Raw genomic sequence first — 22,922 nt, forward strand, 5'->3', positions numbered from 1 at the left:
TCCTGAGCCAGGATCAAACTCTCCATAATAGTTTGGACAATTGCTTGTCCGTATATCTGAAAGCTTAATTGCTCATTTGCGTTGCTAGCGAGATTTTGCAATCTCTTTTTTTGAACGATTTCTCGTTCGTACTTATTCACTCGTTGTTCAGTTTTCAAAGATCAATTTCTTTCATTTTCTTCGTCGTCCGCTTAGCGGCGACTTTTATAATATATCACATCCGAACCATTCAATGCAAGCTTTATTTTTTCATCATTTTCTAACTTCGCTTTACATCGTATAACTTGTTGGCTTCAAATGCGTTACCGTTTTTAGCGGCGAGAGTTAATTTATCATAGAATCGCAATCAAAGTCAAGCGTTAAAATGAGAATAAAAAAAGAACCAGGAAAACACCTGATTCTTAAAGGTTTTAAAGCGTTATACACTTGTATACCTCAACTCGATTTCTGAAGTGTGTTCATCAATGATAACAGCTACTTCTTTAATTAATCCTTTTTTGACTAGTTTATTGAGTAAAAGAGGAAGCTCCGACTTCACTTCAACTAACTGCGAATGCTGTTGGAGCTCATCCGAGCTAAGCGGCTGCTCATTGTCCCTGAGGATTTGAATAAACGCCTCACAACAGTGCTCCATTTTGGACATAACAGAAAACTCACAAGCAAGCAATACAAGCTGGACCCGCTGCTTCAAGGTCTCTCTACTCATTGTTAGCTCTTCATAAAGCTTATAGACCCCAGGATTAATAGCACGAATCTGTCTCCAGACCGTGATTTCGGGGTGATATCCATCTTCCACAATGACAATCCGAGCCCAATGATGAAGCGCTTCGAGAATGTTGTTATAGGCATCTAAAATATGATCATCGAGAATATATTCCTTGCTTTGCAGATATTTACGAAGAAAATGCGAAAATTCAATAAGCAGTTTATGCTCGCGCAAGTCTCCAGGAAATTCAAGTATTCGATGGCGCAGGCCTTCTAAATAAGTGTTCTGATCCAGAAGTATCTCCCCTTTTAACAGCCAGTGAAGAATATTGCGATTTACCCCTTGCCTGATCCATTGCTCAATAGAAGCAGGATCTGTCCATCTTTCTTGTATCCGTGAATCGTCTCTTATATAATTAGTGGTATGATTGTTCAGGCTCAGGTCGTTCGTTACTATTAAAAGTAACGTATCAAAACCATCTGTCAGTGAGGGAAGTTGCTTAGGATTGTCTACCGCCATGACGCTAATGATTCTAGGGTCATTCCGGAACTTAAGCAATAACTGCTCTTTATTTATTCCCATGGGTTTCCAAAGCTCCTGTCTCCAATTGTTTCTTACTTATTTCTACAAGGGTGAACGGGTTTCCTGCTGAATTCTGTGACAAATCATACAAATCATGAGGTATAGACTGGGGAGGAACAGATAGTGCGATTTAGATCAAGTAAAGTAAATGAATTCCGCTTATGGGGTCTTGTCATGACCATGGGTGGAATGCTGCTTATGATTATAGGACTTGCTGGCGTCGTTTTTGATTGGGGACAAGCAGGGCGAGTAATAGCAGTCATCTTTATGATTATTGGAATGATCAGTGTATTGGTGAGTATGGGTATTTACTTCTGGGCGGGGATGCTTTCTACTTCAGCAACCGTAATCGATTGTCCGGAATGCGGCAGAAGAACGAAAATGCTGGGTAAAACAGACCGCTGCATGTTCTGTAAAACCATTCTTACGATTGATCCACAATATGAGCCAGTTGGTGAAAACGAAACAGCGTCAGAAGTACAATTAACTCAATTCGAAGCAAGTCGAGAGCATGAGCATAAGCCTCATTAATACAAAAAAGAAATCCGAGCCCAATTTTCAGGGTTCGGATTTCTTTTTTGTAAATAAGATAAGTGCAATTACATCATGGTTGGACGGATGGCAAAGCATCCTTCGTGACTTGCCAAATTACAGGCTTTTCAAAGCCTCTTCTCCAAGAGGCTACACCAGCTAGATCATACTTTTCGACCAGAGCTAACCTCGCCTTAATTGATACTTCATCCTCAAGCCAAATCCGAATCAATTTATTTCCGTCTTTGTATTCTACATAATTTTGACCTGTATCCGCTAAGAAAGTAGGAGTAAGCTTCTTATCCTTGATAATTGTTTGTGCAGCTTCCATGGTTAATGTTTTGGAGGTTGCGGTTAATTTACCGTTCTTCGTTTCTTCGGTCCACTGCCGCGTATAGAATGGTACGCCTAGGACAAGCTTAGATGGCGGAACTTTATCCGTCGTCAGAATCGTTGTAACGGACCTCTCTACCCACGGTAAGGAAGACACCGAACCAGACTTCGGACTCGTAGCCCAGTACTCGTCATAGGCCATCAACATCATATAATCGACTACTTCTGCTAAGGCTGGTCGGTCATAGAACATGGACCACATTTCATTGGTCGATTTAGGCGTCACATCGATAGACACCGATAAGCCTTGCGCATGCATAAAAGGAGTCATTTCGCGGACGAATTGGACGAGATTCTCTTTATCTTTGAGATACACATTTTCAAAATCGATATTGATGCCCTGCAGCTTATAGGTTTGGGCGAAGCCAAGCAGTTGCTTAATCATTTTCATACGCAGATCATAGCTTGCTAATACCCTGTTGGTTCGATCTGGATCGAAACCATTGCTAAACAACGCCCACACTTGATAGTTGTGGTCATGCGCCCATTTGACATAAGAGGCATCAGCTAGATTACTAATTCGACCCGCATTATCAGCTACAGAGAACCAAGTAGGACTAATGACTTGGAGTCCAGGCATCTCTCCGATCTTGGTCGTATCCGGATTCTTCGAAATAACATGTTCCCACGTCATATTTAGCTTCCCAGTTATTGGCTTCCAAGGTACATATACGGACGATGACTGCTGTTGCAGAGGTATCGTCTCCTCATGATCTTCCGTTATTTCACTTTTACGAACGAAACCAATCGGGCCGCTCTCTAGCTGCACTTTGTACCAATCTTCTTCAGTACCGATAATCATGACCTGTTCATTTGCAGCAATTGTTGAAATAAACGGAGCTTTAATGGTTGCATCTGTTCGCAGTTGCGTTTCTTTCTTGCCTGTATGCTTCCCCCACTTAATTACTTCCCCTTGCTTAAAGATCAATATCGCACCTGTCTTCGCGGATTCGCGGATTTCAAATGGATACAGCTGTTTCAAGGGTTCTATTGGGAGGTAAATGACATCCTCTTTCTTCTCGACGGGAAAAGATAAAGAGATGGGCTTCTCATTCATCAGCGCTGAGAGCTCCGTTGTCTTCATTTGCATTACCTTATCTTTCGTGGTAATGATGACAGAATCGCTGCTTTTCTCATATATAATGGTCGGATCGATCCATTTCTGAACAAGATCCAACGGAAGCTTCAGACCTTCTTTTTCGCCAATTGCACTCGAATTAAAATAGTTTCCTTCATAAAAAACTGGTTTTACCATCTCATGATAATCAGGATCAACCTGTGTACGATTAGGTGCCTGCTTTTGTATGAGAAATGTGCCCGCGCCTGCGGCAAACATCCCTAAGCATAGGGCACTAATCAGAATTATTTTACTAGATGATTTCAACGCTTCACTTCCTTTTGAGCAAATGTTAGAAAGAAAAAGAAAAAACGTGTCCGCTCTTCGCTAAAGAAGGGCTGAACACGTTTCATTATACAACAGGAAAGCACAAAATGAGGAATTCTGCGTATAGTTAATGCTTGGTAGTAACCATGCAATCCGGACATACACCATAAATTTCTAGTCGATAACCGCCAACTTGAAATCCTGTATGCAGCGCTGCTGTTGTCTCGATGTCTGACAACTGCGGATATTCAAAATCAGAAATTTTCCCGCAAACCTCACAAACCGCATGATAATGGTCTGTCATGTCCGCATCAAAACGACTCGAGCTGTCCCCGTAAGTCAGTTCACGAACAAGTCCAGAATCGATAAATACTTTCAGATTATTGTAAACAGTCGCAACGCTCATGTTAGGAAATTTCGATTCAAGAGACTTGTAAATATCATCCGCTGTCGGATGAGTCATGGAATCCAACAAAAAGGAAAGAATCGCATACCGCTGGGGCGTCATCCGAACACCTGTTGTTTTCAACTTTGCTAAAGCCTGTTCTAAATGTGCTGCCATGGTACTCACCACCTGATGTTAGTCATTAAAACCTTACATTATATTGTACGTTTGTTCTTTGACTTTTGTCAATGATAGTTCATGGCGGCTATTCCTTCAATTTTTACTATTTTCGATGGCAACACCCGTGACCCCTTGAATTTGATTCGTTTCTTCGAGCACGACGCCAATAATGGATGGCTTCGGAATTGTAACATGAAACGTAATCTGAACGTGATTCGGTTTACTTCCATCTTCCGACTCTTCTAGTTTTATTTGCTTAATATCTATTTTGCGTTTACCTAGTATGGTTGTAATTAACCCCAAAGTACCTGGTTGATCGATGGCTTGTATTTTTAAAATGCGTACTTTTTTCCCATTGAAATACTTATGCTCTACTTTATTTAGAATCCATAGGGATATTAGAACCATGAAACAGACTAAAACAGCCGCATAATAAAACCCCGCTCCAATCGCAAGACCAATTCCCGCAACAACCCATAGAGATGCCGCTGTCGTAAGCCCCGTAATCGATCTCCCATTGAACATAATCGTTCCTGCACCTAGAAAACCAATTCCGCTAATAACCTGAGCCGCTAAACGAGAAGGATCGATACGCACATTGACCTCATTTACAAAAGCACTAAAACCGTACATCGAAAGCAGCATGACGAGTGTTGAACCCACACACACCAGAATATGTGTGCGGAGTCCTGCTGCATGAGAGCTGACCTCTCGTTCAAATCCAATTAGGCCACCAAGAAAAAGTGATAATACGAGTCTAATTGTGATGTGTAGCTGATCAATTACCCAAGGATTTTCCATCGTGTAACCGCTCCCCTTTTATATCAAATTGCACCCTTCGATAAAGTACAAGGCTAGGCTTGCTATTGGCCTGTAGCTGGGCGTTCGAATGTTGTCAAACTGACACCAGGAGGAACCGTAAATACGCGTCTCACGATGAAACCAAACCCCTCATATAAACGAAGGGCAGGCGAATTCGCAGACCCCGTAGAAACGATAAATCGAGTAGCACTCTCTCGCTCTTGTTCTATCAGTATATGCTGTAAAAGGGAGCTAGCAATCCCTCTTCGAAAAAAATTGGGATGAACCATCATACGACAAATCGTCACGATACTACCTTCACGTTCAAATGAAATGGCGCCTGCAAGCGTCCGCCCCTCTTGGCCATCAACAAAGAAACCATAAAAGGTTTCCTTCGCTTCAAGTATAGACTGAATGCCATCCTTCAAGGGTGGAATATCATCAAAGCCGATCAGTTCAGCCTCCACACGATAGGAAGCGATTTGAAGAGTGAGTAGGGTTAAGACTTCTTCATTCGTTTGTAAATGTAGTTGTTGAATAGACAGTGGAATCACTCCTATAGTTGAAATTGAAAAAAAGTGGTGTCCTAACTACGAGGACCACCACTTCTACCTTATCATTTGCTGTTCAGGCACTCCACAATTAATTTATTGACGAGACCTGGATTCGCTTTACCTTTGGTTTCTTTCATGACTTGTCCGACAAGGAAGCCTACGGCTTTTTCCTTACCAGCTTTGAAATCTGCAACGGATTGCGGACTGTTGTCAACTACTTGCTCGACAACGGCCTTGATCGCACCTTCGTCGCTGATTTGAACAAGACCCTGCTCTTCAACGATCTTCTGAGGTTCTTTGCCGGTTTCGATCATTTCTTTAAACACGGTTTTGGCAATCTTGTTGGAAATTGTGCCTTTCTCGATCAAGCCAATCATCTCGCCTAAGCCTTTACCTGTAACCTTGACGTCGGAGAATTCAAGTGAGTTCAGGTTGAGGTATCCGAGTAAATCACCCATGATCCAGTTCGACACAGCCTTGGCGTCTTGCGTATACTTCAAGCTTTCTTCAAAGAAATCAGCCATCTTCATGGAAGCTGTGATTACAGCTGCGTCATAGCTAGGTAAACCGCACTCGCTGCTATATCTCGCTTTACGTGCATCGGGCAATTCAGGAATGGAAGCATGAACACGTGCTTTCCAAGCGTCGTCGATGTAAAGGCTAACCAGATCCGGGTCTGGGAAATAACGATAATCGTGCGCATCTTCTTTACCGCGCATAGCGAGTGTTTTACCTTGGGTTTCATCCCAACGGCGAGTTTCTTGAATCACTTCTTCCCCGCTTCTGAGAATTTCCGCTTGACGGTATTCCTCATACTCAAGTCCACGTTGTACGCCTCGGAAGGAATTCATGTTCTTAAGCTCGGCACGTGTGCCGAATTTCTCTTGTCCGAACGGTCTAATGGAAATGTTCGCATCGCATCGCAACGAGCCTTCTTCCATTTTCACATCGGAAACATCACAGTAAATCATGATCGCTCTGATCTTCTCTAGATAAGCGCGTGCTTCCTCTGGTGAGCGCAGGTCTGGTTCGGATACAATTTCGATCAAAGGCGTTCCAGCACGGTTCAAGTCCACGAGAGAAACATAACCGCCATCAATATGCGTTAGCTTACCAGCGTCCTCTTCCAGATGGACACGCGTGACTCCGATCCGTTTGGTAACTCCGCCAACTTCGATATCAACCCAGCCATGCTCGCCGATCGGTTTATCGTATTGAGAAGTTTGATAAGCATCGGGTGAGTCTGGGTAAAAGTAATTTTTGCGATCAAATTTACTGTCTGTTGCAATTGTGCAATTAAGGGCCATTGCCGCTTTCATCGCATACTCAACCGCTTGGCGGTTAAGGACCGGAAGAACTCCCGGATGACCTAAACATACCGGACAAGTATTCGTATTCGGAGGTGCTCCGAATGAGGTTGCACAACCACAAAATATTTTGGAAGCGGTATGAAGCTCTACGTGAACTTCAAGACCGACTACGGTTTCAAATTGGATATCTGTTGCCGACAAAGTGAATGCCTCCTTCGTTACTCTTGAACTAATAACTTACAATTGCGGGCGCTGCTTGTGGTGGTCTGTGTGCTGTTCGAAAGCGTGGGCTACACGCAAAACGGTAGCTTCATCCAATGCTTTGCCGATAATTTGCAAGCCAACCGGAAGTTCATTCACGAATCCGCATGGAACGCTAATCGCAGGAATACCTGCCAAACTGACCGGGATGGTCATGATATCATTCAAATACATCGTGAGCGGGTCACTGCTCTGTTCACCGATTTTGAAAGCAGTGGTTGGAGCGGTTGGTCCGATGATGATGTCATAGTTGTTAAACACTTGATCAAAATCTTGCTTGATCAGTGTGCGGACTTGCTGAGCTTTCAAGTAGTACGCATCATAATAGCCTGAACTGAGCGCGTAAGTGCCTAGCATGATCCGGCGTTTAACTTCAGGACCAAAACCTTCGCTGCGGGACAAATTGTAGAGATCCAACAGATTACGTGCATTATCAGAACGAACACCATAACGGATGCCGTCAAAACGAGCCAAGTTGGAGGAAGCCTCGGAAGATGCCAGCAAGTAGTAGGTTGCAACGGCATACTCGGAATGCGGAAGCGTTACTTCTTCCCATACAGCGCCAAGGCCTTCAAGTACTTTGAGCGCTTCAAGAATTTTCGCTTTGACCGCTGGGTCAATCCCTTTGCCCATGTACTCTTTGGGTACCCCAATGCGCAGTCCTTTGACGTCACCCGTCAATGCGCTGAGGTAGTTCGGGATCTCCACATTCGCAGAAGTGGAGTCTTTCGGGTCGTAGCCTGCGATGGCTTGCATGGCATACGCAGCGTCTTCTACGTTTTTCGTTAGCGGCCCGATTTGGTCAAGTGAGGACGCGAATGCAACCAACCCATAGCGGGACACGAGCCCGTACGTCGGCTTTAGACCGACGATTCCGCAGTAGGCAGCCGGCTGGCGAATTGATCCGCCGGTGTCGGAACCTAGCGCGAAGTACACTTCGCCTGCAGCAACGGCTGCTGCCGAGCCACCGCTGGAGCCGCCTGGCACATAATCCGTGTTCCACGGATTGTGTGTTGGGTGGAACGCGGAGTTCTCGTTAGAGCCGCCCATCGCAAACTCATCCATATTGAGTTTCCCGATGGTAACAGCTTGTGCTTCCTTAAGCTTGCTAACAACGGTCGCATCATAAATTGGAATATGATTGGATAGGAATTTGCTTGCGCAAGTTGTTTTCAAACCTTCGGTCACCATGTTGTCCTTGATACCGATTGGCAGGCCGAATAGATCGCTGCGAGTTCCATTGGTGAGAAGCTGCTCGTCTAATTGTGCGGCCGTCTGTCTGGCATTTTCTTCATCTAATGTAAGGAAAGCGCGAACTTTGCTCTCCACTTGCGCAATGCGTGTATAGGATTGATCCACAAGATCCGAAACCTTGATTTCTTTGCTTTGCAGCTTCGCGTGGATTTGTTGTAGGTTTAATTCAAACAAAGACAACGACAGGCACTCCCTTTCATCTCTAACTTATTCTAAAACAGCAGGAACCTTGAACTGCCCATCCTCATGATCTGGTGCGTTCAGCATGACTTTCTCAATCGACAAAGACGGCTTCGCAACATCCTCACGCATCACGTTTACTAACGGCATCGCATGACTTGTTGGTACAACACCCTCTGTGTTCAATTGATTAAGCTGCTCGGCATATTTTAAAATGGCATTAAGTTGATCTGTAAATAGATCTTTTTCGGTATCATCGAGATCGAGTCTAGCCAGCTTGGCGACATGATCGACATCTTTCTTCGTTATGCTCACGTATTCTACACCCCTTGTATCAGCGTTTAGTCATTCTTTTCATTATATCCCAGAAATTTTGCGAACTCAATCCAGAATAAGGATTGAACTTGTTGCAATCAGAAGCAACAGCTAAAAAGTAAATGAAATGAATCTTTTGAATCTATTAAAACATTAAAACTATTGAATCACTATGCTTACTCGTGTTAATATTTCCTTAAAATGGTAGTGAAGCACACGCCGCTTATTCTGTTCAGCATTTGCTGTTCAGGCTGAGCGGCTTATTCATTTTCTGAAAAGAAGGGGCGTCTGCGAGGATGATTAAAAGATTGGATATGTTAGGGAAGTTAGGGAAGTTTAGAAAAACCGAGGAATTCGAGAAGTTAGAGGGGTTCGAGAAAGCTTATGTGGAATTTCTGCATAAGCATTATGGTAAAAGAAAAGGCGAGCGATTACGTAGATTAAAAGAAGGTCACGGCCACGCAGAACGACTATTCCTTATGAAGGTATGGTGGAAAGCATTTGGGGATTTTAAACATTTACATCCCGAGTATGAAGTTAAAGATTTTCGTGATGGGACTCGCTTTATTGATTTTGCTTACTTACGACATCCCTTAAAGCTTGCTATCGAAATTGATGGATACAACGCACATGCCAATACGATTAGTCGTTCACAATTTTCTGATCAGTTGATACGCCAGAATCATTTGGTGATTGACGGATGGAAAATCTTACGCTTTTCCTACGATGATGTGAAAGATCGGCCACGGATGTGTGAACAGATTATGTTGCAGTTTATAGGAAAATATTTTGGAGAACAGCAGGAACAATTGGTTGAGTTAAGTCATGTAGAGAAAGAAATTTGTCGATTTACTTTCACTTCGGGCAAATCGATCTCTCCACGTGATGTAAGTAACTTATTCCAATTCGAGGCAAAAAAATCGAGACGAATTTTACAAGAGATGCTAGCGAAGCAACTTCTTGTCCCTGCTGGAGATGGACAACAGCGGATTAAGTGCTACAGGTTACATCCAGCTATTGCTATCCGGATGGTTAATGGCTGAGGCGGATTTGTTCGTAACGCCGGGCGTTACGGGTAGCGGAAAGGCGGCGGATCGCCGGCAGGCTCGGCTGTAAGGCCCTTTTGGGGCCTTACGGGAGGGTAGGCGCTCGGCTCGGGAGTTGTAACGCCCATTTTAGGCGTTACGGGTAGCCGAAAGGCGGCGGATCGCCGGCGGGATCGGCCGTAAGGCCCTTTTGGGGCCTTACGGGAGGGTAGGCGCTCGGCTCGGGAGATGTAACGCCCATTTTGGACGTTACGGGTGGTGGAAAAGCGGCGGATCGCCGGCGGGATCGGCTGTAAGGCCCTTTTGGGGCCTTACGGGAGGGTAGGCCAATCGGCTCGGGAGTTGTAACGCCCATTTTGGGCGTTACGGGTGGCCGAAACGCAGCGGATCACCGGCAGGCTCGGCTGTAAGGCCCTTTTCGGGCCTTACGGGAGGGGAGACCGCTCGGTTCGGGAGTTGTAACGCCCATTTGGGCGTTACGGGTGGCGGAAACTTGGCGGCGCTCGGTTGGGATCGCCATTTTACAAAATCAAAAAAATAAAAAAACGACGGCGCACTTCCACCGTCGCATTCCTATTTTAAATCCAAGCTTTCAGCCCGATTTGTTTGATAAATTCTTCGCGGGACTGTACTTCTTTGTCCCTTTCTTTCTCTGGTTCAATCGCGGGCTCGCCGTTCATGATTTTCAGGAACAATGCTTCATTTTTCGTTGCGAGCGCGTAATCTATTAAAGCTTCTCTCTCAACTTGCTCCGCCTCTTGCTGAAGAAGCACTTCTTCAAGCTCGATATCCGTTGCAGTTACGTAGTAATGTTTGTTCTCCTTCGGGACACGCACAACATAGTCGAAAATGTTATCGTTGTTTCGGTCATAAGCAATTAAATAGCCATACCCGCCAATAGGCAGATTCTGTTCTAAACGATCAGCAATGAAGATAATTTTCTCGCCAAGACGAAGCATCTGCTTTCCCCCTACCTATATATACCGCTCAAAAGAGTCTATGAAAGTAAGAATACGTTCTATTGCCTATCGTACTAAAAAAACTAGATTGTGTCCAATTGACATCCGTTGTTCATACTACATTCATATTGCAATCATAAGATGAGTTTACTTTCATTGATAAAAGGAGTTGCTCACTGTGCTAAAATGTTCTTTACAAGTCTTGCGCTATGTCGGATGGGCGGAGGGTTCATCTTTTCTCATTCTGTTAGGTATTGCCATGCCACTTAAATATGCGTTCGATATACCACAAGCTGTTTTTGTCGTAGGGATTGCTCATGGATTTCTATTTTCGCTCTATCTGCTATCGATTGCTTGGGTCACACTTCTACATCGCTGGTCCTTTGGACGGGTACTCGCGGCTTTCATTGCGGCCTTTATTCCATTCGGTCCGTTCGTATTCGATCGTCGAATCCGACGGAGCCAGAATGATGGCGAGTAAAGCTTAAGTAAAAAGTCTAAGAAACAGCCTAAACAAAAAAAGTCTGCCTAGCCAAGGAAGTTGGCTTGAGCAGACTTTTTTTCTAAAGATGCAACAAATCCTTATGGATTTTGATCACTATCTTCTTATTCGTCGTTGATTCCGTTATGAGGCAATTAGGCCGATGAATATCGGAAGGGAAGCACACGGCAAACATGCCGGGTTTGAGCAAAATATCCGTTTCTGGTTGCGTATGGACGGATTCGTAAAAAGCGATATCGTGTGTCTCAAATTTGTTATCTATGATGACAGCATTTTCATTTAGCTTGTAGAAACAAAGTCGTTCCTCGCCGCTCACTAGAAATTGTATATCTGTATACACAAGATGGGACTCAGGCAATTGTTCTTCTCTCGGACGTGTCACAGACTCTTGCACATTCGCATACATCAAGTGGCCATTATCGCCCTCAAGATCATAACGCCCTACTTCTGCCTCACCCAGATTGCGATTCTGAATATATTCAATTCCTCGGGATACAGCTTCCGGCCATAGATGCCGCTCTTGCTCAAAATGCTTCACGTCACTGATAATCATCGTCATTGGCTCCTTATAAAAAGACCCGCCGAATAGGCGAGTCTTCATGTCTTAGAACTTTTCTTGCTTAGCGCCTTCCCAATCAGCAAGGAACTTCTCGATGCCCGCGTCTGTCAGCGGGTGTTTGCTCATCGATTCTATCACTTTGTAAGGGACTGTCGCAATATGTGATCCTGCAAGCGCTGCTTCAATGACGTGAGCAGAGTGACGAACGCTGGCAGAAATAATTTCGGATTTTATCCCATGTATTTGGAAAATTTGGCTGATCTCTTTAATGAGGTTCATTCCAACTTGATTGATATCATCCAAACGCCCGATGAACGGAGATACATATGTTGCACCTGCACGAGCAGCAAGCAATGCCTGTGTCGAGCTGAAAATTAACGTGACATTCGTTGGGATACCGAGTGATCTGAATACGCTGGTCGCTTGAAGACCATCCAATGTCATCGGAAGCTTGATAACGACATTAGGGCTTAATGCTGCAAGCTTTTTACCTTGCTCAACCATTTCATCAGCCTTCAAGGAAACAACCTCAGCACTGATCGGTACATCGCCAACAATGGAGATGATTTCTTTCACTGTTTCGAAGAAGTCTCTCCCTTCCTTAGCAATCAATGAAGGGTTTGTGGTTACACCAGCCACTACACCTAACGCGTGCGCTTTACGAATTTCTTCTACATTGGCTGTGTCGATAAACAATTTCATCCTGTACCCCTACCTTTTCTCCCGCTATGGGCGCTTATTGGAAATACTTCTGTCTGATTTGTTGAACGATTGCTTCTGCGGTAAAGCCATATTCACGAATTACGCGATCTGCTTTCGCTGATGCTCCGAACTTGCGGATGCCGACAACGAAGCCGTCTTGTCCCGTAATTTCTTCCCATCCAGCCGGATATGCCATTTCCATCACAACATTTTTACTCCCGTGAGGCAAAAGAATCGCATTCCGCACCTCTTCTGGCTGCTGCTCGAACAATTCACGGCTTGGCATGGAAATAACACGAGCTCCAATTCCATCTTGCGCCAACTGCTTCTTCACGTCAAGTGCTAAGCTCACTTCTGAGCCTGTAGCAATCAATTGAATCGCAGCTGTCTCGCCCTCAGCAACATCAGATAGGACGTAAGCCCCTTGGTGAATATGATCAAAAGCAAGTGTATCTGTACCTGGAAGTACCGGTAAGTTTTGACGAGAAAGCGCGAAAACGAACGGGCCTTCCTTCGCTTGAAGGACATACTCCCAAGCTGCAGCTGTTTCATTTGCATCCGCAGGACGGAACAGTGTCAGATCCGGAATCATCCGCAAGGATGGGATCTGTTCAATCGGTTGATGCGTCGGGCCATCTTCCCCGACAGCGATGCTGTCATGCGTGAAGACATACGCAACCGGTATCTTCATAAGCGCGGATAGGCGAATCGCCCCGCGAAGGTAATCGCTGAACACGAGGAACGTGCCGCCGAAAGCGCGTAGTCCGCCGTGAAGCAGCATGCCGTTCAGCGCTGCGCCCATGGCGAATTCGCGGACGCCGAACCAGAAGTTGCGTCCACTGTAGTCTGCTGCGCTGAATGCCGCAGCATCGCTGATCATGGTGAAGTTGGAGCTCGCTAGGTCGGCAGAGCCGCCAACCAGTTGTGGCACCCGCTTCGCCAAGCCGTTAATCACTTTGCCAGATGCGGTGCGCGTCGAGATAGCGCCGCTCTCTGGGGTGTAACGCGGCACATCGGCGTTCCAATCCACCGGAAGGTCGCCGCTGTTCGCGAGCTCGAATTGCTTCGCAAGCTCGGGGTAGGCTGCCTGGTAACTGTTCCACAGCTGCTGCCAGTCCGCTTCTAACTGAGCTCCCACCTGCTTGTGGTGGGCGAAGTGGGTGTAAACCTCAGCCGGGACGTAGAAGTCCGGCTCGAGGGGCCAGCCTAGAGCTTGCTTCGTCAGAAGCAGCTCGTCTTTGCCCAGCGGCGAGCCGTGCGTGCCGCCGTGGCCGCCCTTGCCGGCTTTGTTCGGCGAGCCGAAACCGATGGTAGTCTTGATCTCAATCAGCGTCGGGCGATTGAGATCCGCCTTGCCCTCTGCGATCGCCGCAGAGATGGCGTCGACGTTGTTCTGCTCTTCCACGCGCAGGTACTGCCAGCCGTAGGATTCGAACCGCATTTTCACGTTCTCGGAGAATGACATGTTCAAGTCACCGTCGAGAGAGATATCATTCGAGTCATACAGAACCACGAGCTTACCTAATTTTAGATGCCCAGCAAGGGAGGCCGCTTCAGACGAAACACCTTCCATCAAATCGCCATCTCCACAAATCGCATATGTGAAATGGTCAACGACTGGGAATTTCGGTTTATTATAAACAGATGCTTGATGCGCTTCTGCCATCGCCATCCCGACTGCCATGGCAACACCTTGGCCAAGCGGGCCAGTCGTTGCTTCTACGCCAGCAGTATGACCATATTCGGGATGGCCCGGTGTACGGCTTCCCCATTGGCGGAATTCCTTGATATCATCTAGGGATACATCGTAACCGCTAAGGTGCAATAAGCTGTAAAGCAGCATAGAGCCGTGTCCTGCCGACAGAACGAAACGATCACGATCGGCCCACTTAGGGCTTACCGGATTGTGTTTCAAATGACGTGTCCATAGCGCATACGCCATCGGTGCTGCGCCCATCGGCATGCCTGGGTGACCCATAGCCGCTTTCTCGACAGCATCAATTGTAAGCGTTCTAATCGCATTAATGCTTAATTCTTCAATACCTACCGTTGTTCCATTCACAATAGAATGCCCCCATTCAATTTGGTTGTATTTCATGCTTCTACTCTTTATTATAAGAGGTGTATGAGCATTCAAATAATTGATAGTTTCGATACTCGCTATAGAAGGTGTCTATATGGTTAATTTTGAGTTGTATAAAGTCTTTTATTTAACAGCGAGGTCCGGCAGTCTATCCAAAGCGGCAAAAGAGCTGTATATTACCCAGCCCAGCGTCTCTCATTCCATTAAATTATTGGAGGAAAGCCTTGGGCTGGCATTGTTTGCTCGAACGTCCAAAGGAGTCGATCTCACCAAAGAGGGTGCGATCCTCTACTCCTATATCGAACAAGCCTACAATTTCATTTCTCTCGCAGAGGAAAAATTGAATGAACTACGTAATTTCTCCAGTGGAGAAATCAAAATCGGCGGCAGCGATTCCTTGTGTAAGCACTATTTGCTTCCCTTTCTCGAATCGTTCCACGTTCAGTACCCGCATATCCAAATTAATTTGGTTCATGGGACGACACCTGAGATTGTAAAAAATTTAAAAGAGGGCAAAATCGACATCGGCATTGTGAGGACGCCCATTCATGATGATCAGCTTCAGGTGCGTGAGGGCATCACCATTCAGGACTGCTTCGTAACTGGTCCTAAGTATCGGGAGCTATCTGCCCACAAAGTTACACTCGCTGAGTTGCTGACTTATCCGATCATTTTATTCTCAAGTAATAGCTCCTCACGGAAGTTCGTGACCCGTTTGTTCAGTGATAATGGCTTGCTTCTGGAACCAGATATTGAGTTAGGCAGCGTGGATTTGTTAATTGAATTCGCGAAAATTGGCTTTGGCGTTTCCTTTGTTACGAAAGAGTTTGTTGCAAAGGAGCTAGCGGAGGGTAGCTTATTCGAGGTCAATCTGGATGCTGGAATTCCATCGACCAAGATCGGAATTATTACATTGAAAAATATGCCGTTATCGACGGCTGCCGCTGCTTTTGTTGCGGAGTTGGAGAATCCGGAGCAACTAGCTTAGTGTTCGAAGAAAAACACACTCCGCTCACAACAGAGTGTGTCCCCTTTTACAAGCATACCATCGCCTTGATAACCTTCGATTCCGGCTTCAGCCATGTTTCAAACTGACCCACCATCTCGTCAAATGTGCTTCTATGCGTGATGTATCGCTCAATATCGATGCTACCCTCTTTTAAAGCGCTGAGCACGGTATCAAAATCCTCCATGGTCGCGTTCCGGCTGCCCATTAGCGTGAGCTCCCTTTTATGAAAATCGGGATCATGAAAAGCAATTTCGGCCTTCACGAGTCCGACATATACAAGTTTGCCGCCATGGGCGACTAGACCGAAGGCGTCAGTCATCGACCTGGCATTTCCTGTTGCGTCAATGACGACGGTCGGGAATTCGCCTTTTGTTAGCTCGGCTATCTTCTCTTTGGGATTCCGAAGCGCGTTCACTATATGATCTACACCCGCCCAGTCCCTACAAAACGCTAAACGCTCCTCGTTGATATCCATCGCAATCACGTTAGCTCCAAGCTGCTTCGCTAGAATCATCTCGCCTAGACCAATTGGCCCCGCCCCGATCACTAGCGCGGTTTCACCCGCACGCAATTCCGATCTACGCACCGCATGAGCGCCGATGCTTAGCGGCTCCAGCATCGCTGCTTGATCAAGCGTTAAGCCTTCCGCCTTAATCAAATGGCTCACAGGCAGTGAAACACGCTCTCGCATGCCCCCATCGATATGTACGCCGAGCACTTTCATGTCTGTGCAGCAATTTGTTTTACCATCGCGGCAGGCAATACAGTGACCGCAGTGCATATAAGGAACAACGCTGACGAGATCACCGATTGCTAACCCTGTAACTCCAGCGCCAAGCGCCTCCACATATCCCGCCAGCTCGTGGCCCAGAATACGCGGATAGCTGAAAAATGGCTGATTCCCTTTATAAGCATGCAAATCTGTCCCGCATATGCCAATCCGCTGGATGCGAACGAGTGCTTCACCCTCACTTACGTTTGGCTCCTCTACCTCTATATACTTCAACAGCTCGCTCTGTTCACAGACGATCGCTTTCATATATGACCCCTCCCCCGCTCAAGAACATGCTTAGACATACGTTTTTTCGTTATATTCCGGTCTACCGCTTATCCATGAACGATTATGAATCGGCTCCAGAATCGCCAACACTTCTTGCAGCAGCTCCGTATCCATTGGCTCATCGGTCCACGTGATGTTTTTGCAAATGTTATCCGGATTGGCTGTACTGACCAATGTTGTAAGAATCTATAATTTATAGAACACCTTTGCGTTCAGACCGAATAAGCGAGCTTCATCCTGTTCTGACCATCCCTCTGGCAATGCGTGAGTCACCACGCTGACGACACCTTCGTAATCAGCAGCTAGTAAACAAACCGGCCAATCACTGCCGAACATCACACGCTCAGTCCCGAAAATCTCTAGAATATGCTGCACAAAGGCAGTAAAATCTTCTGGCTTCCAATCCGAATGACTGGCTTCGGTCACCATACCTGAAACCTTACAGTAGATGTTTGGATGCTTCGCAATCTCTGACATTTGGCCTTTCCAAGGCTCGATCACACCCCCTGCTATCGAAGGTTTCGCTATATGATCAATAACCGCGCGCAAACCTGGTACGAGCTCCAATAGCTCGATGACAGGCTCTAATTGATGAGCAACAACAAGGAGATCAATCGGCACATCTTCCGCAGCGAAGTAACGCAGAGCATCAACAAAATGGGGTTGGAGGACAGCACGAGCATCCGGCATCTCTTGAATCATGACCCGAAAGCCCACATAGTTGGGATGCTTGCTTTGCTTTTTATAATGAACAAGGTAATTAGGATCATCTAAATCTAGCCAACCAACAACCCCGGCAATGGTATCTGAATTCTCACTTAATGCGAGTAAATAGTCTGTTTCTTCTAGGGTTGGGGCAGCTTGAACCACTATGGATTTATCCATGTTAAATTGCTGGAGATGTGGCTCCAAATCATTCGGTAAATAATCACGATTTAATACAGGTAACGCTGGTGTAATCCATCCATAATCCCCTCGGTCGAGCTTCCAATAATGCTGATGTGCATCGATTCGCATGACGATTCTCCTCTTCCTTCAACTAATTTGATATCGCTTTCTTTCATTGTATCATTATTATTTCGATATGAAATATCGATATCTAGCATATATGTACGGTTTTTTGATATTATGAAAGGACCCGATGCAGGAGGAGTGACTCTTATGGATCCTATTCGTAAAATTTTCGATAATCACGATGCCTTCCCTTACTCTTTGGCCTATAAAAACACAAAAAGCTCGCAAAGCGAGCTCCCTGATCATTTCCACGACTGGTATGAAATTGTGTATATTTATCGCGGAAGTGGGACCTTTTTTATCGATCATACTTTCTATGATATGAAGCAGGGCGATTTGTTTCTTATTCCCGGCAATACGATTCATCGGGCTACGCCTGATAAAGAAGCACCAGTGACATCCACGGCGATATACTTTTCACCAAGTCTGCTGCAGGCACCACTGCTAGGCGATGGCTTCTCCTATTTGCAGAGCTTCGAGCAGGCCGCTGCCCTTCGCAACTACAAGCTGGAAACACGCCTTACACAGGGGCAACATGTGGATCAGTATCTAGAGGCCATGCATCATGAGCTTAAACATCCTACACTCGGCCAGCGCCAAGCTATCTTCATACAGCTGCTTCAGCTACTACTATATATCCAACGTGAAGTAGGCTCAGATGCCCTATCTCCGATGTCAGACTCCCTTGTTGGTCCCTTATGGATGAGGGAAATCTTACTCTATCTGGATCAGCATTTCTGTGAGAACATTGGCCTCAAGACGCTTTCGAAGCAAGCTTCCGTCACGCCCTCTCATTTCAGCAGAGTCTTTAAACAATTGATCGGCATGAACATCACCACGTATATCATGACCAAACGCATTATTCGAGCGAAGCAACTCCTTCATGAGAGTGATGCCAGTGTGAGGACGATTGCGGACATGTGCGGCTTCGAGAGCTTACCCCATTTCCACGCGATGTTCAAAAGAGTGCTTGGCATGACGCCTGCGGCTGCTAGGAAGACAATCGGTTCTTTGTGACCTGATTTACGTCTCTTATGCCTCTTGTTTCACAAGTCGGTCATATAAAAAGTCAGCGATATGCACGGCTTCCATCTTGCCGGTTTGCCCATGTTTATCAACACCTAGCTTCATCTGCAGTAAGCAGCCAGGATTACTCGTGACGATATAAGCCGCGGCAGTCGCATTTACATTTTCCATTTTGTGCTCAAGGATTTGATTCGCCATATCAGGCTGCGTCATGTTGTAAATGCCTGCCGAGCCACAGCATGAGCCCGCATCCTTCATTTCGATGTATGCGGTGTTGCCGATCCTTTGCAGAAGTTGCTTGGAAGGCTGACTCCCCTTCATCACGTTGCGCAAATGACAGGATTCCTGATACGTAACTCGCGTAGGAATTTGGTTAGTCTGCGTTTCAGCAAATTTGAGAGGGCGTCCCTTCTCTACGAGAATCGTACTGATGTCCTTCACTCGCTTCGCAAACCAAGCTGATGCATCCTTCCATTCCTCTTCGTCATGCAGCAAATGATCATACTCCACAAGGATGGCTCCACAGCCACCAGCGTTCGAGACAATGTAATCGACTCCCGCCTCTTGGAAAGCTCGGATATTGCTCTTAGCCAATTGCTTCGCTTGATCACTTTCACCGCTATGTGCATGGAGAGCGCCACAGCAGTTCTGTGACTCCGGGATAACGACATCGAAACCTGCCTCGGTCAGCAGCTTCACCGTTTTGATATTCGTATCAGTGAATAACACATCCATCAAGCAACCGCGAAACATGCCAACTGTTCCTAGCTTCTCGCCTCGCGCCGGAATATACGTACCTAACCGCTGGGCGATCCCTTTACCAGAAGCGTCCGGAAGTATTTTTTCCATAGACGCTAGATGCTTAGAGAATAGGCCGACTACACCGGTTCGCCTTACTAGCTTTTGGATACCTGAGATTTTGTAAAAATGAAGCCCTGTCCCGAGCAGTTGCATTTTTCGTTGAGATGGAAATAGCTCTTGGAACACGAGCTTGCGCACACCGCGCACCCACCATCGATGCTGGGTTGTATGCACTTCAATCGCATTGCGCGCCTGTTCGATTAATTGACCATATTTCACATCAGCTGGACAAGCTGGTTCACATGCTCGGCACCCCAAGCAGTGGTTCATTTGGTCTTCGAATCGCAAGCCTGGCTCCATAAGACCATCAACAGCTGCTTTCATCAGCGAGATACGACCTCGCGGAGACTCGGCTTCAATGCCCGTTTCTTTAAAGGTCGGACAAGCTGGCAGACAAAAACCGCAACGCATACAATTGGTCAATTGATCATAGTCCAACTTCTGAATTAACGTTTCCTGTAGTGTTGCTCCCTGGTTCTTAGACACGATCAATCACCACCCTGCGTCTGGATTCTTTCGCAAACATTTTACCTGGATTCAGAATATGGTTCGGATCGAATGCATCCTTAATCCCTTTCATCATCGCGATCCCGCTGCTTCCCACTTTCCATTCCAAGAATGGCGCCTTCACTAAACCGACCCCATGTTCCCCAGTAATCGTTCCACCTAGCCGAATTGCAGCCTCGAAGATTTCTTCAAATGCCGCTTCCACACGGTGAATTTCGTCATGATTTCTTGCATCAGTCGTCGCAGTTGGATGTAGATTGCCATCGCCTGCATGCCCGAATGTACAAATTTGAACCCCATGCTTCGTCGCAATCCGGTTAATTTCAAGGACCATTTCCGCGATTTTGGAACGTGGCACGGTTGCATCCTCTAGTATCGTCGTCGGACGTAAGCGAGCAAGTGCGGTAAACGCGCTGCGTCTTGCAGTTAATAGCTTCAACGCTTCCTCCTGTGTGCTCGCAATGCTGACTTCGTCCGCCTGCTCTTCCCTACAAATCTCAGAGATTCGGGCAATGTCCCGCTCGACCATCTCCGACTCCCCGTCCTGCTCAATTAGCAAAATAGCAGCCATATCCAGCGGTAGTCCCAGCTTCGCAAAGTCATCCACAACACGAATCGTTGGATTATCCATGAATTCCAGTGTTGCCGGTATGATACGGTTCTCAATGATTTTGGATACGGTACGCGCCGCGCCGTACAAATCCTTGTACATCGCCAGCATCGTTTTCTTCGCCTTAGGCGGCGGAATGAGCTTGAGCGTTGCTTCCGTAATAACTGCAAGTGTGCCCTCTGAGCCGACTAGCAGTTTCGTTAAGTCATAACCAGCTACATCTTTCATTAGCTTGCCGCCTGTACGCATGATTTCACCAGAAGCGAGAACACATTCTAGACCTATCACGTAGTCTTTCGTGGTGCCGTACTTTAACCCACGAAGTCCGCCAGAGCATTCGGCGATATTGCCGCCAATCGTAGAAATTGCCATTGAGCTTGGATCCGGTGGATAAAATAAACCCAATCCCTCGATATGCTCGATGAATTGCTTCGTAATGATCCCAGGTTGCACAGTGGCTGTCAGATTCTGCAAATCGATATCTAGGATCGCGTTCATGCGATGCATGACCATGACGATCCCCCCTTGCACAGGTACCGTGCCACCGCACAGATTCGTACCTGAACCCCTGCTGACGAGGGGAATTCGGTGGTCATTCAGTACCTTCATGATCGCAGACACTTGTTCAGTATCTCGTGGATATATCACTCCGTCAGGTAAGGACTGGAGCATTGGCGTCCCATCATAGGAATGCGTAACTAATGATTCCATATCATCTTTATAAAAAGCTTCGCCTACAATGTCCTGAAGTTGTTGTCTTAATTGATTCTCGAGCATATCGAATCCTCCCTTTGAACACTAACTTACTATGCTACAATCCACCAAGGTTCAAACCACGCATAAGTGATCATGTGATCAGATGACTTTTATTCTATTTTAACTTATGATGTAATAGATGTATAGAACTTTATCTAAGATTTTCAGGGGGATACCGATGGTTTTTCAGCAAATCCGTCCACAAAAAGGCTCGGAAATCGTGCTTCAACATATCAAAGCTCAAATTGAGGGTGGAACTTATGCACCCGGTTCTAAGTTGCCGACGGTTGTTGATCTTGCGGCAAGCTTTCAAGTCGGGCGATCTACCATTAGGGAAGCCCTCAGCGGACTCAAAGCCATGGGTTGGGTCGATATTCGACATGGTGGGGGTACTTATGTAGTTACGCAATTACCGACGGAGACCAATAGCCTTTTTGACCACAGCGAATCTCTTCAGGAAGTGCAGGAAGTACGTAGATTCATTGAGGCAGGGTGTGCAACTTTAGCGGCCAGTCGTCGTACCGACTATCATTTGAAGGTGCTCAGAGAGATCCTTATTGACATGGAGGCTTCGCTCGAAAATGAAGAAGTAAGCGAACAAGCAGACATTCGTTTTCATATGGAAATCGCTAAAGCCTCCCAGAATGCTCTCTTCATCGGGATGATGGAATCCTTGACGGAGCGACTGCAGATGAGCATGAGGGCTTCGCGCCGTCTTTGGTTTTTTGCCGAACGTGCTTCGGCAGAGCAGCTTCTGCAGGAGCATCGCGACATTGTTGAGGCGATTGCGGCTAAGGATGAGCAACTTGCAGCGGAGAGAATGTCTCAGCACATTGCGAAGGTCGATCAGGTCATTCAACGATTGGCACAGAAAAACAAATAGCAGATGGATTGGAAACATCTCAACCCTTCATATGAACAGCAAAAAAGCCTTACAAAGTAAGGCTTTTCGTGTTTCAAGCTTGTGATACCGGCAAGAGGACTCGAACCTCCACCCTTTCGGACTCGATTTTGAGTCGAGCGCGTCTGCCATTCCGCCATGCCGGCATATAATGCGCGTAGAGGGACTTGAACCCCCACGGTCGCCCGCTAGATCCTAAGTCTAGTGCGTCTGCCAATTCCGCCATACGCGCATGCTGTCAATCAGGCAAATCATGAAGTTGCTAGCCGAAGCTGACTTCACTGTGAATTAATGGGCGGACGACGGGACTTGAACCCGCGAATGCCGGATCCACAAACCGGTGCGTTAACCCCTTCGCCACGACCGCCACATTATTAGAAAATGGTGCCGTCGAGAGGACTTGAACCCCCAACCTACTGATTACAAGTCAGTTGCTCTACCAGTTGAGCTACAACGGCTTATTTAATTAAGAAATGGTGGCTTTGGACGGA

The 22,922-nt window shown here is 46.4% G+C and carries 22 protein-coding genes, 4 tRNA genes and 1 pseudogene; 6 read left to right on the forward strand and 21 right to left on the reverse strand.

Annotation, left to right across the window (positions count from 1 at the left end; genetic code table 11):
- Positions 1 to 418: 418 nt before the first annotated feature.
- Complete coding sequence (locus tag AC58PQ_RS28580; protein ID WP_497247630.1) at positions 419 to 1,288, reverse strand: nucleotidyltransferase-like protein; 870 nt, start codon at positions 1,286 to 1,288, stop codon at positions 419 to 421.
- Between the two features lie 123 nt (positions 1,289 to 1,411).
- Here AC58PQ_RS28580 and AC58PQ_RS28585 point away from each other — a divergent pair, with 123 nt between their 5' ends.
- Positions 1,412 to 1,819: a YgzB family protein gene (locus tag AC58PQ_RS28585; protein WP_497247632.1), complete on the forward strand. Its 408-nt coding sequence runs from the start codon at positions 1,412 to 1,414 to the stop codon at positions 1,817 to 1,819.
- Between the two features lie 73 nt (positions 1,820 to 1,892).
- Here the strand turns inward: AC58PQ_RS28585 and AC58PQ_RS28590 are convergent, their stop codons facing one another.
- The 7 genes from AC58PQ_RS28590 to gatC all read right to left on the reverse strand — a co-directional run bounded on the left by AC58PQ_RS28590 (position 1,893) and on the right by gatC (position 8,836).
- Positions 1,893 to 3,596: a glycosyl hydrolase family 18 protein gene (locus tag AC58PQ_RS28590; RefSeq protein ID WP_497247634.1), complete on the reverse strand. Its 1,704-nt coding sequence runs from the start codon at positions 3,594 to 3,596 to the stop codon at positions 1,893 to 1,895.
- A gap of 127 nt (positions 3,597 to 3,723) precedes the next feature.
- Positions 3,724 to 4,158, reverse strand: coding sequence for a peroxide-responsive transcriptional repressor PerR (gene perR, locus AC58PQ_RS28595; protein ID WP_497247636.1), 435 nt, complete (start codon positions 4,156 to 4,158; stop codon positions 3,724 to 3,726).
- Positions 4,159 to 4,254: 96 nt separating this feature from the next.
- Positions 4,255 to 4,962, reverse strand: coding sequence for an MgtC/SapB family protein (locus tag AC58PQ_RS28600; RefSeq protein WP_497247638.1), 708 nt, complete (start codon positions 4,960 to 4,962; stop codon positions 4,255 to 4,257).
- Positions 4,963 to 5,024: 62 nt separating this feature from the next.
- Complete coding sequence (locus AC58PQ_RS28605; RefSeq protein ID WP_497247640.1) at positions 5,025 to 5,516, reverse strand: GNAT family N-acetyltransferase; 492 nt, start codon at positions 5,514 to 5,516, stop codon at positions 5,025 to 5,027.
- 62 nt (positions 5,517 to 5,578) lie between these two features.
- Positions 5,579 to 7,027 (reverse strand): Asp-tRNA(Asn)/Glu-tRNA(Gln) amidotransferase subunit GatB, encoded by a 1,449-nt coding sequence (gatB, locus tag AC58PQ_RS28610; protein ID WP_497247642.1) that lies wholly within the window; start codon positions 7,025 to 7,027, stop codon positions 5,579 to 5,581.
- Between the two features lie 36 nt (positions 7,028 to 7,063).
- Positions 7,064 to 8,521, reverse strand: a complete 1,458-nt coding sequence (gene gatA, locus AC58PQ_RS28615) for an Asp-tRNA(Asn)/Glu-tRNA(Gln) amidotransferase subunit GatA (protein ID WP_497247644.1) — start codon at positions 8,519 to 8,521, stop codon at positions 7,064 to 7,066.
- A 27-nt stretch (positions 8,522 to 8,548) separates the two neighbouring features.
- Positions 8,549 to 8,836, reverse strand: coding sequence for an Asp-tRNA(Asn)/Glu-tRNA(Gln) amidotransferase subunit GatC (gatC, locus tag AC58PQ_RS28620; protein ID WP_497247646.1), 288 nt, complete (start codon positions 8,834 to 8,836; stop codon positions 8,549 to 8,551).
- Between the two features lie 296 nt (positions 8,837 to 9,132).
- On the opposite strand from gatC, the gene AC58PQ_RS28625 reads away from it, so the two are divergent.
- The gene (locus AC58PQ_RS28625) at positions 9,133 to 9,879 is read left to right on the forward strand and encodes a DUF559 domain-containing protein (RefSeq protein WP_497247648.1); all 747 of its coding nucleotides are present in this window, start codon (positions 9,133 to 9,135) and stop codon (positions 9,877 to 9,879) included.
- Between the two features lie 581 nt (positions 9,880 to 10,460).
- Here AC58PQ_RS28625 and AC58PQ_RS28630 read toward each other — a convergent pair.
- The gene (locus AC58PQ_RS28630) at positions 10,461 to 10,841 is read right to left on the reverse strand and encodes an ATPase (RefSeq protein WP_497247650.1); all 381 of its coding nucleotides are present in this window, start codon (positions 10,839 to 10,841) and stop codon (positions 10,461 to 10,463) included.
- 178 nt (positions 10,842 to 11,019) lie between these two features.
- Between AC58PQ_RS28630 and AC58PQ_RS28635 the strand changes: the two genes are divergently transcribed.
- Entirely contained in the window at positions 11,020 to 11,322 is a 303-nt protein-coding gene (locus AC58PQ_RS28635) for a DUF3817 domain-containing protein (RefSeq protein ID WP_497247652.1), read from the forward strand.
- A gap of 82 nt (positions 11,323 to 11,404) precedes the next feature.
- Here AC58PQ_RS28635 and AC58PQ_RS28640 read toward each other — a convergent pair whose 3' ends face one another.
- From AC58PQ_RS28640 to tkt, 3 genes are read right to left on the reverse strand one after another with little or no spacing between them, the layout of a single operon-like run.
- Positions 11,405 to 11,896 carry a NanQ anomerase/TabA/YiaL family protein gene (locus AC58PQ_RS28640; RefSeq protein ID WP_497247654.1) on the reverse strand — a complete coding sequence of 164 codons (492 nt, stop codon included), beginning with the start codon at positions 11,894 to 11,896 and terminating at the stop codon, positions 11,405 to 11,407.
- Positions 11,897 to 11,947: 51 nt separating this feature from the next.
- The gene (gene fsa, locus AC58PQ_RS28645; RefSeq protein WP_497247656.1) at positions 11,948 to 12,604 is read right to left on the reverse strand and encodes a fructose-6-phosphate aldolase; all 657 of its coding nucleotides are present in this window, start codon (positions 12,602 to 12,604) and stop codon (positions 11,948 to 11,950) included.
- 34 nt (positions 12,605 to 12,638) lie between these two features.
- Positions 12,639 to 14,702, reverse strand: a complete 2,064-nt coding sequence (gene tkt / locus AC58PQ_RS28650; protein WP_497247658.1) for a transketolase — start codon at positions 14,700 to 14,702, stop codon at positions 12,639 to 12,641.
- A 79-nt stretch (positions 14,703 to 14,781) separates the two neighbouring features.
- On the opposite strand from tkt, the gene AC58PQ_RS28655 reads away from it, so the two are divergent.
- Positions 14,782 to 15,675, forward strand: coding sequence for a LysR family transcriptional regulator (locus AC58PQ_RS28655; protein WP_497247660.1), 894 nt, complete (start codon positions 14,782 to 14,784; stop codon positions 15,673 to 15,675).
- Between the two features lie 46 nt (positions 15,676 to 15,721).
- Here AC58PQ_RS28655 and AC58PQ_RS28660 read toward each other — a convergent pair whose 3' ends face one another.
- From AC58PQ_RS28660 to AC58PQ_RS28670, 3 genes and pseudogenes are all read right to left on the reverse strand, one after another.
- The gene (locus AC58PQ_RS28660) at positions 15,722 to 16,735 is read right to left on the reverse strand and encodes a zinc-binding alcohol dehydrogenase family protein (protein WP_497247662.1); all 1,014 of its coding nucleotides are present in this window, start codon (positions 16,733 to 16,735) and stop codon (positions 15,722 to 15,724) included.
- A gap of 30 nt (positions 16,736 to 16,765) precedes the next feature.
- Positions 16,766 to 16,942, reverse strand: a pseudogene (locus AC58PQ_RS28665) (aldo/keto reductase); the annotation flags it as partial.
- Entirely contained in the window at positions 16,943 to 17,773 is an 831-nt protein-coding gene (locus tag AC58PQ_RS28670) for an amidohydrolase family protein (RefSeq protein WP_497247664.1), read from the reverse strand. It lies immediately after the preceding pseudogene.
- Positions 17,774 to 17,917: 144 nt separating this feature from the next.
- Between AC58PQ_RS28670 and AC58PQ_RS28675 the strand changes: the two genes are divergently transcribed.
- Positions 17,918 to 18,787 carry an AraC family transcriptional regulator gene (locus AC58PQ_RS28675; RefSeq protein WP_497247666.1) on the forward strand — a complete coding sequence of 290 codons (870 nt, stop codon included), beginning with the start codon at positions 17,918 to 17,920 and terminating at the stop codon, positions 18,785 to 18,787.
- A 15-nt stretch (positions 18,788 to 18,802) separates the two neighbouring features.
- Here the strand turns inward: AC58PQ_RS28675 and AC58PQ_RS28680 are convergent, their stop codons facing one another.
- Entirely contained in the window at positions 18,803 to 20,143 is a 1,341-nt protein-coding gene (locus AC58PQ_RS28680; RefSeq protein ID WP_497247668.1) for a (Fe-S)-binding protein, read from the reverse strand.
- Entirely contained in the window at positions 20,136 to 21,551 is a 1,416-nt protein-coding gene (locus tag AC58PQ_RS28685) for an FAD-linked oxidase C-terminal domain-containing protein (RefSeq protein WP_497247670.1), read from the reverse strand. Before AC58PQ_RS28685 ends, AC58PQ_RS28680 begins: the two co-directional genes overlap by 8 nt.
- Before the next feature lie 157 nt (positions 21,552 to 21,708).
- On the opposite strand from AC58PQ_RS28685, the gene AC58PQ_RS28690 reads away from it, so the two are divergent.
- Complete coding sequence (locus AC58PQ_RS28690; RefSeq protein ID WP_497247672.1) at positions 21,709 to 22,413, forward strand: FadR/GntR family transcriptional regulator; 705 nt, start codon at positions 21,709 to 21,711, stop codon at positions 22,411 to 22,413.
- Between the two features lie 85 nt (positions 22,414 to 22,498).
- On the opposite strand, the gene AC58PQ_RS28695 is transcribed toward AC58PQ_RS28690, so the two are convergent.
- The 4 genes from AC58PQ_RS28695 to AC58PQ_RS28710 form a co-directional block, all read right to left on the reverse strand.
- Positions 22,499 to 22,577: transfer RNA gene (locus AC58PQ_RS28695), tRNA-Leu, on the reverse strand.
- Between the two features lie 6 nt (positions 22,578 to 22,583).
- Positions 22,584 to 22,663, reverse strand: a tRNA-Leu gene (locus AC58PQ_RS28700).
- 62 nt (positions 22,664 to 22,725) lie between these two features.
- Positions 22,726 to 22,798, reverse strand: a tRNA-His gene (locus AC58PQ_RS28705).
- A gap of 15 nt (positions 22,799 to 22,813) precedes the next feature.
- Positions 22,814 to 22,889 (reverse strand) — tRNA-Thr (locus tag AC58PQ_RS28710).
- Positions 22,890 to 22,922: the final 33 nt, after the last annotated feature.

Source organism: Paenibacillus sp. J22P143, assembly GCF_059692035.1.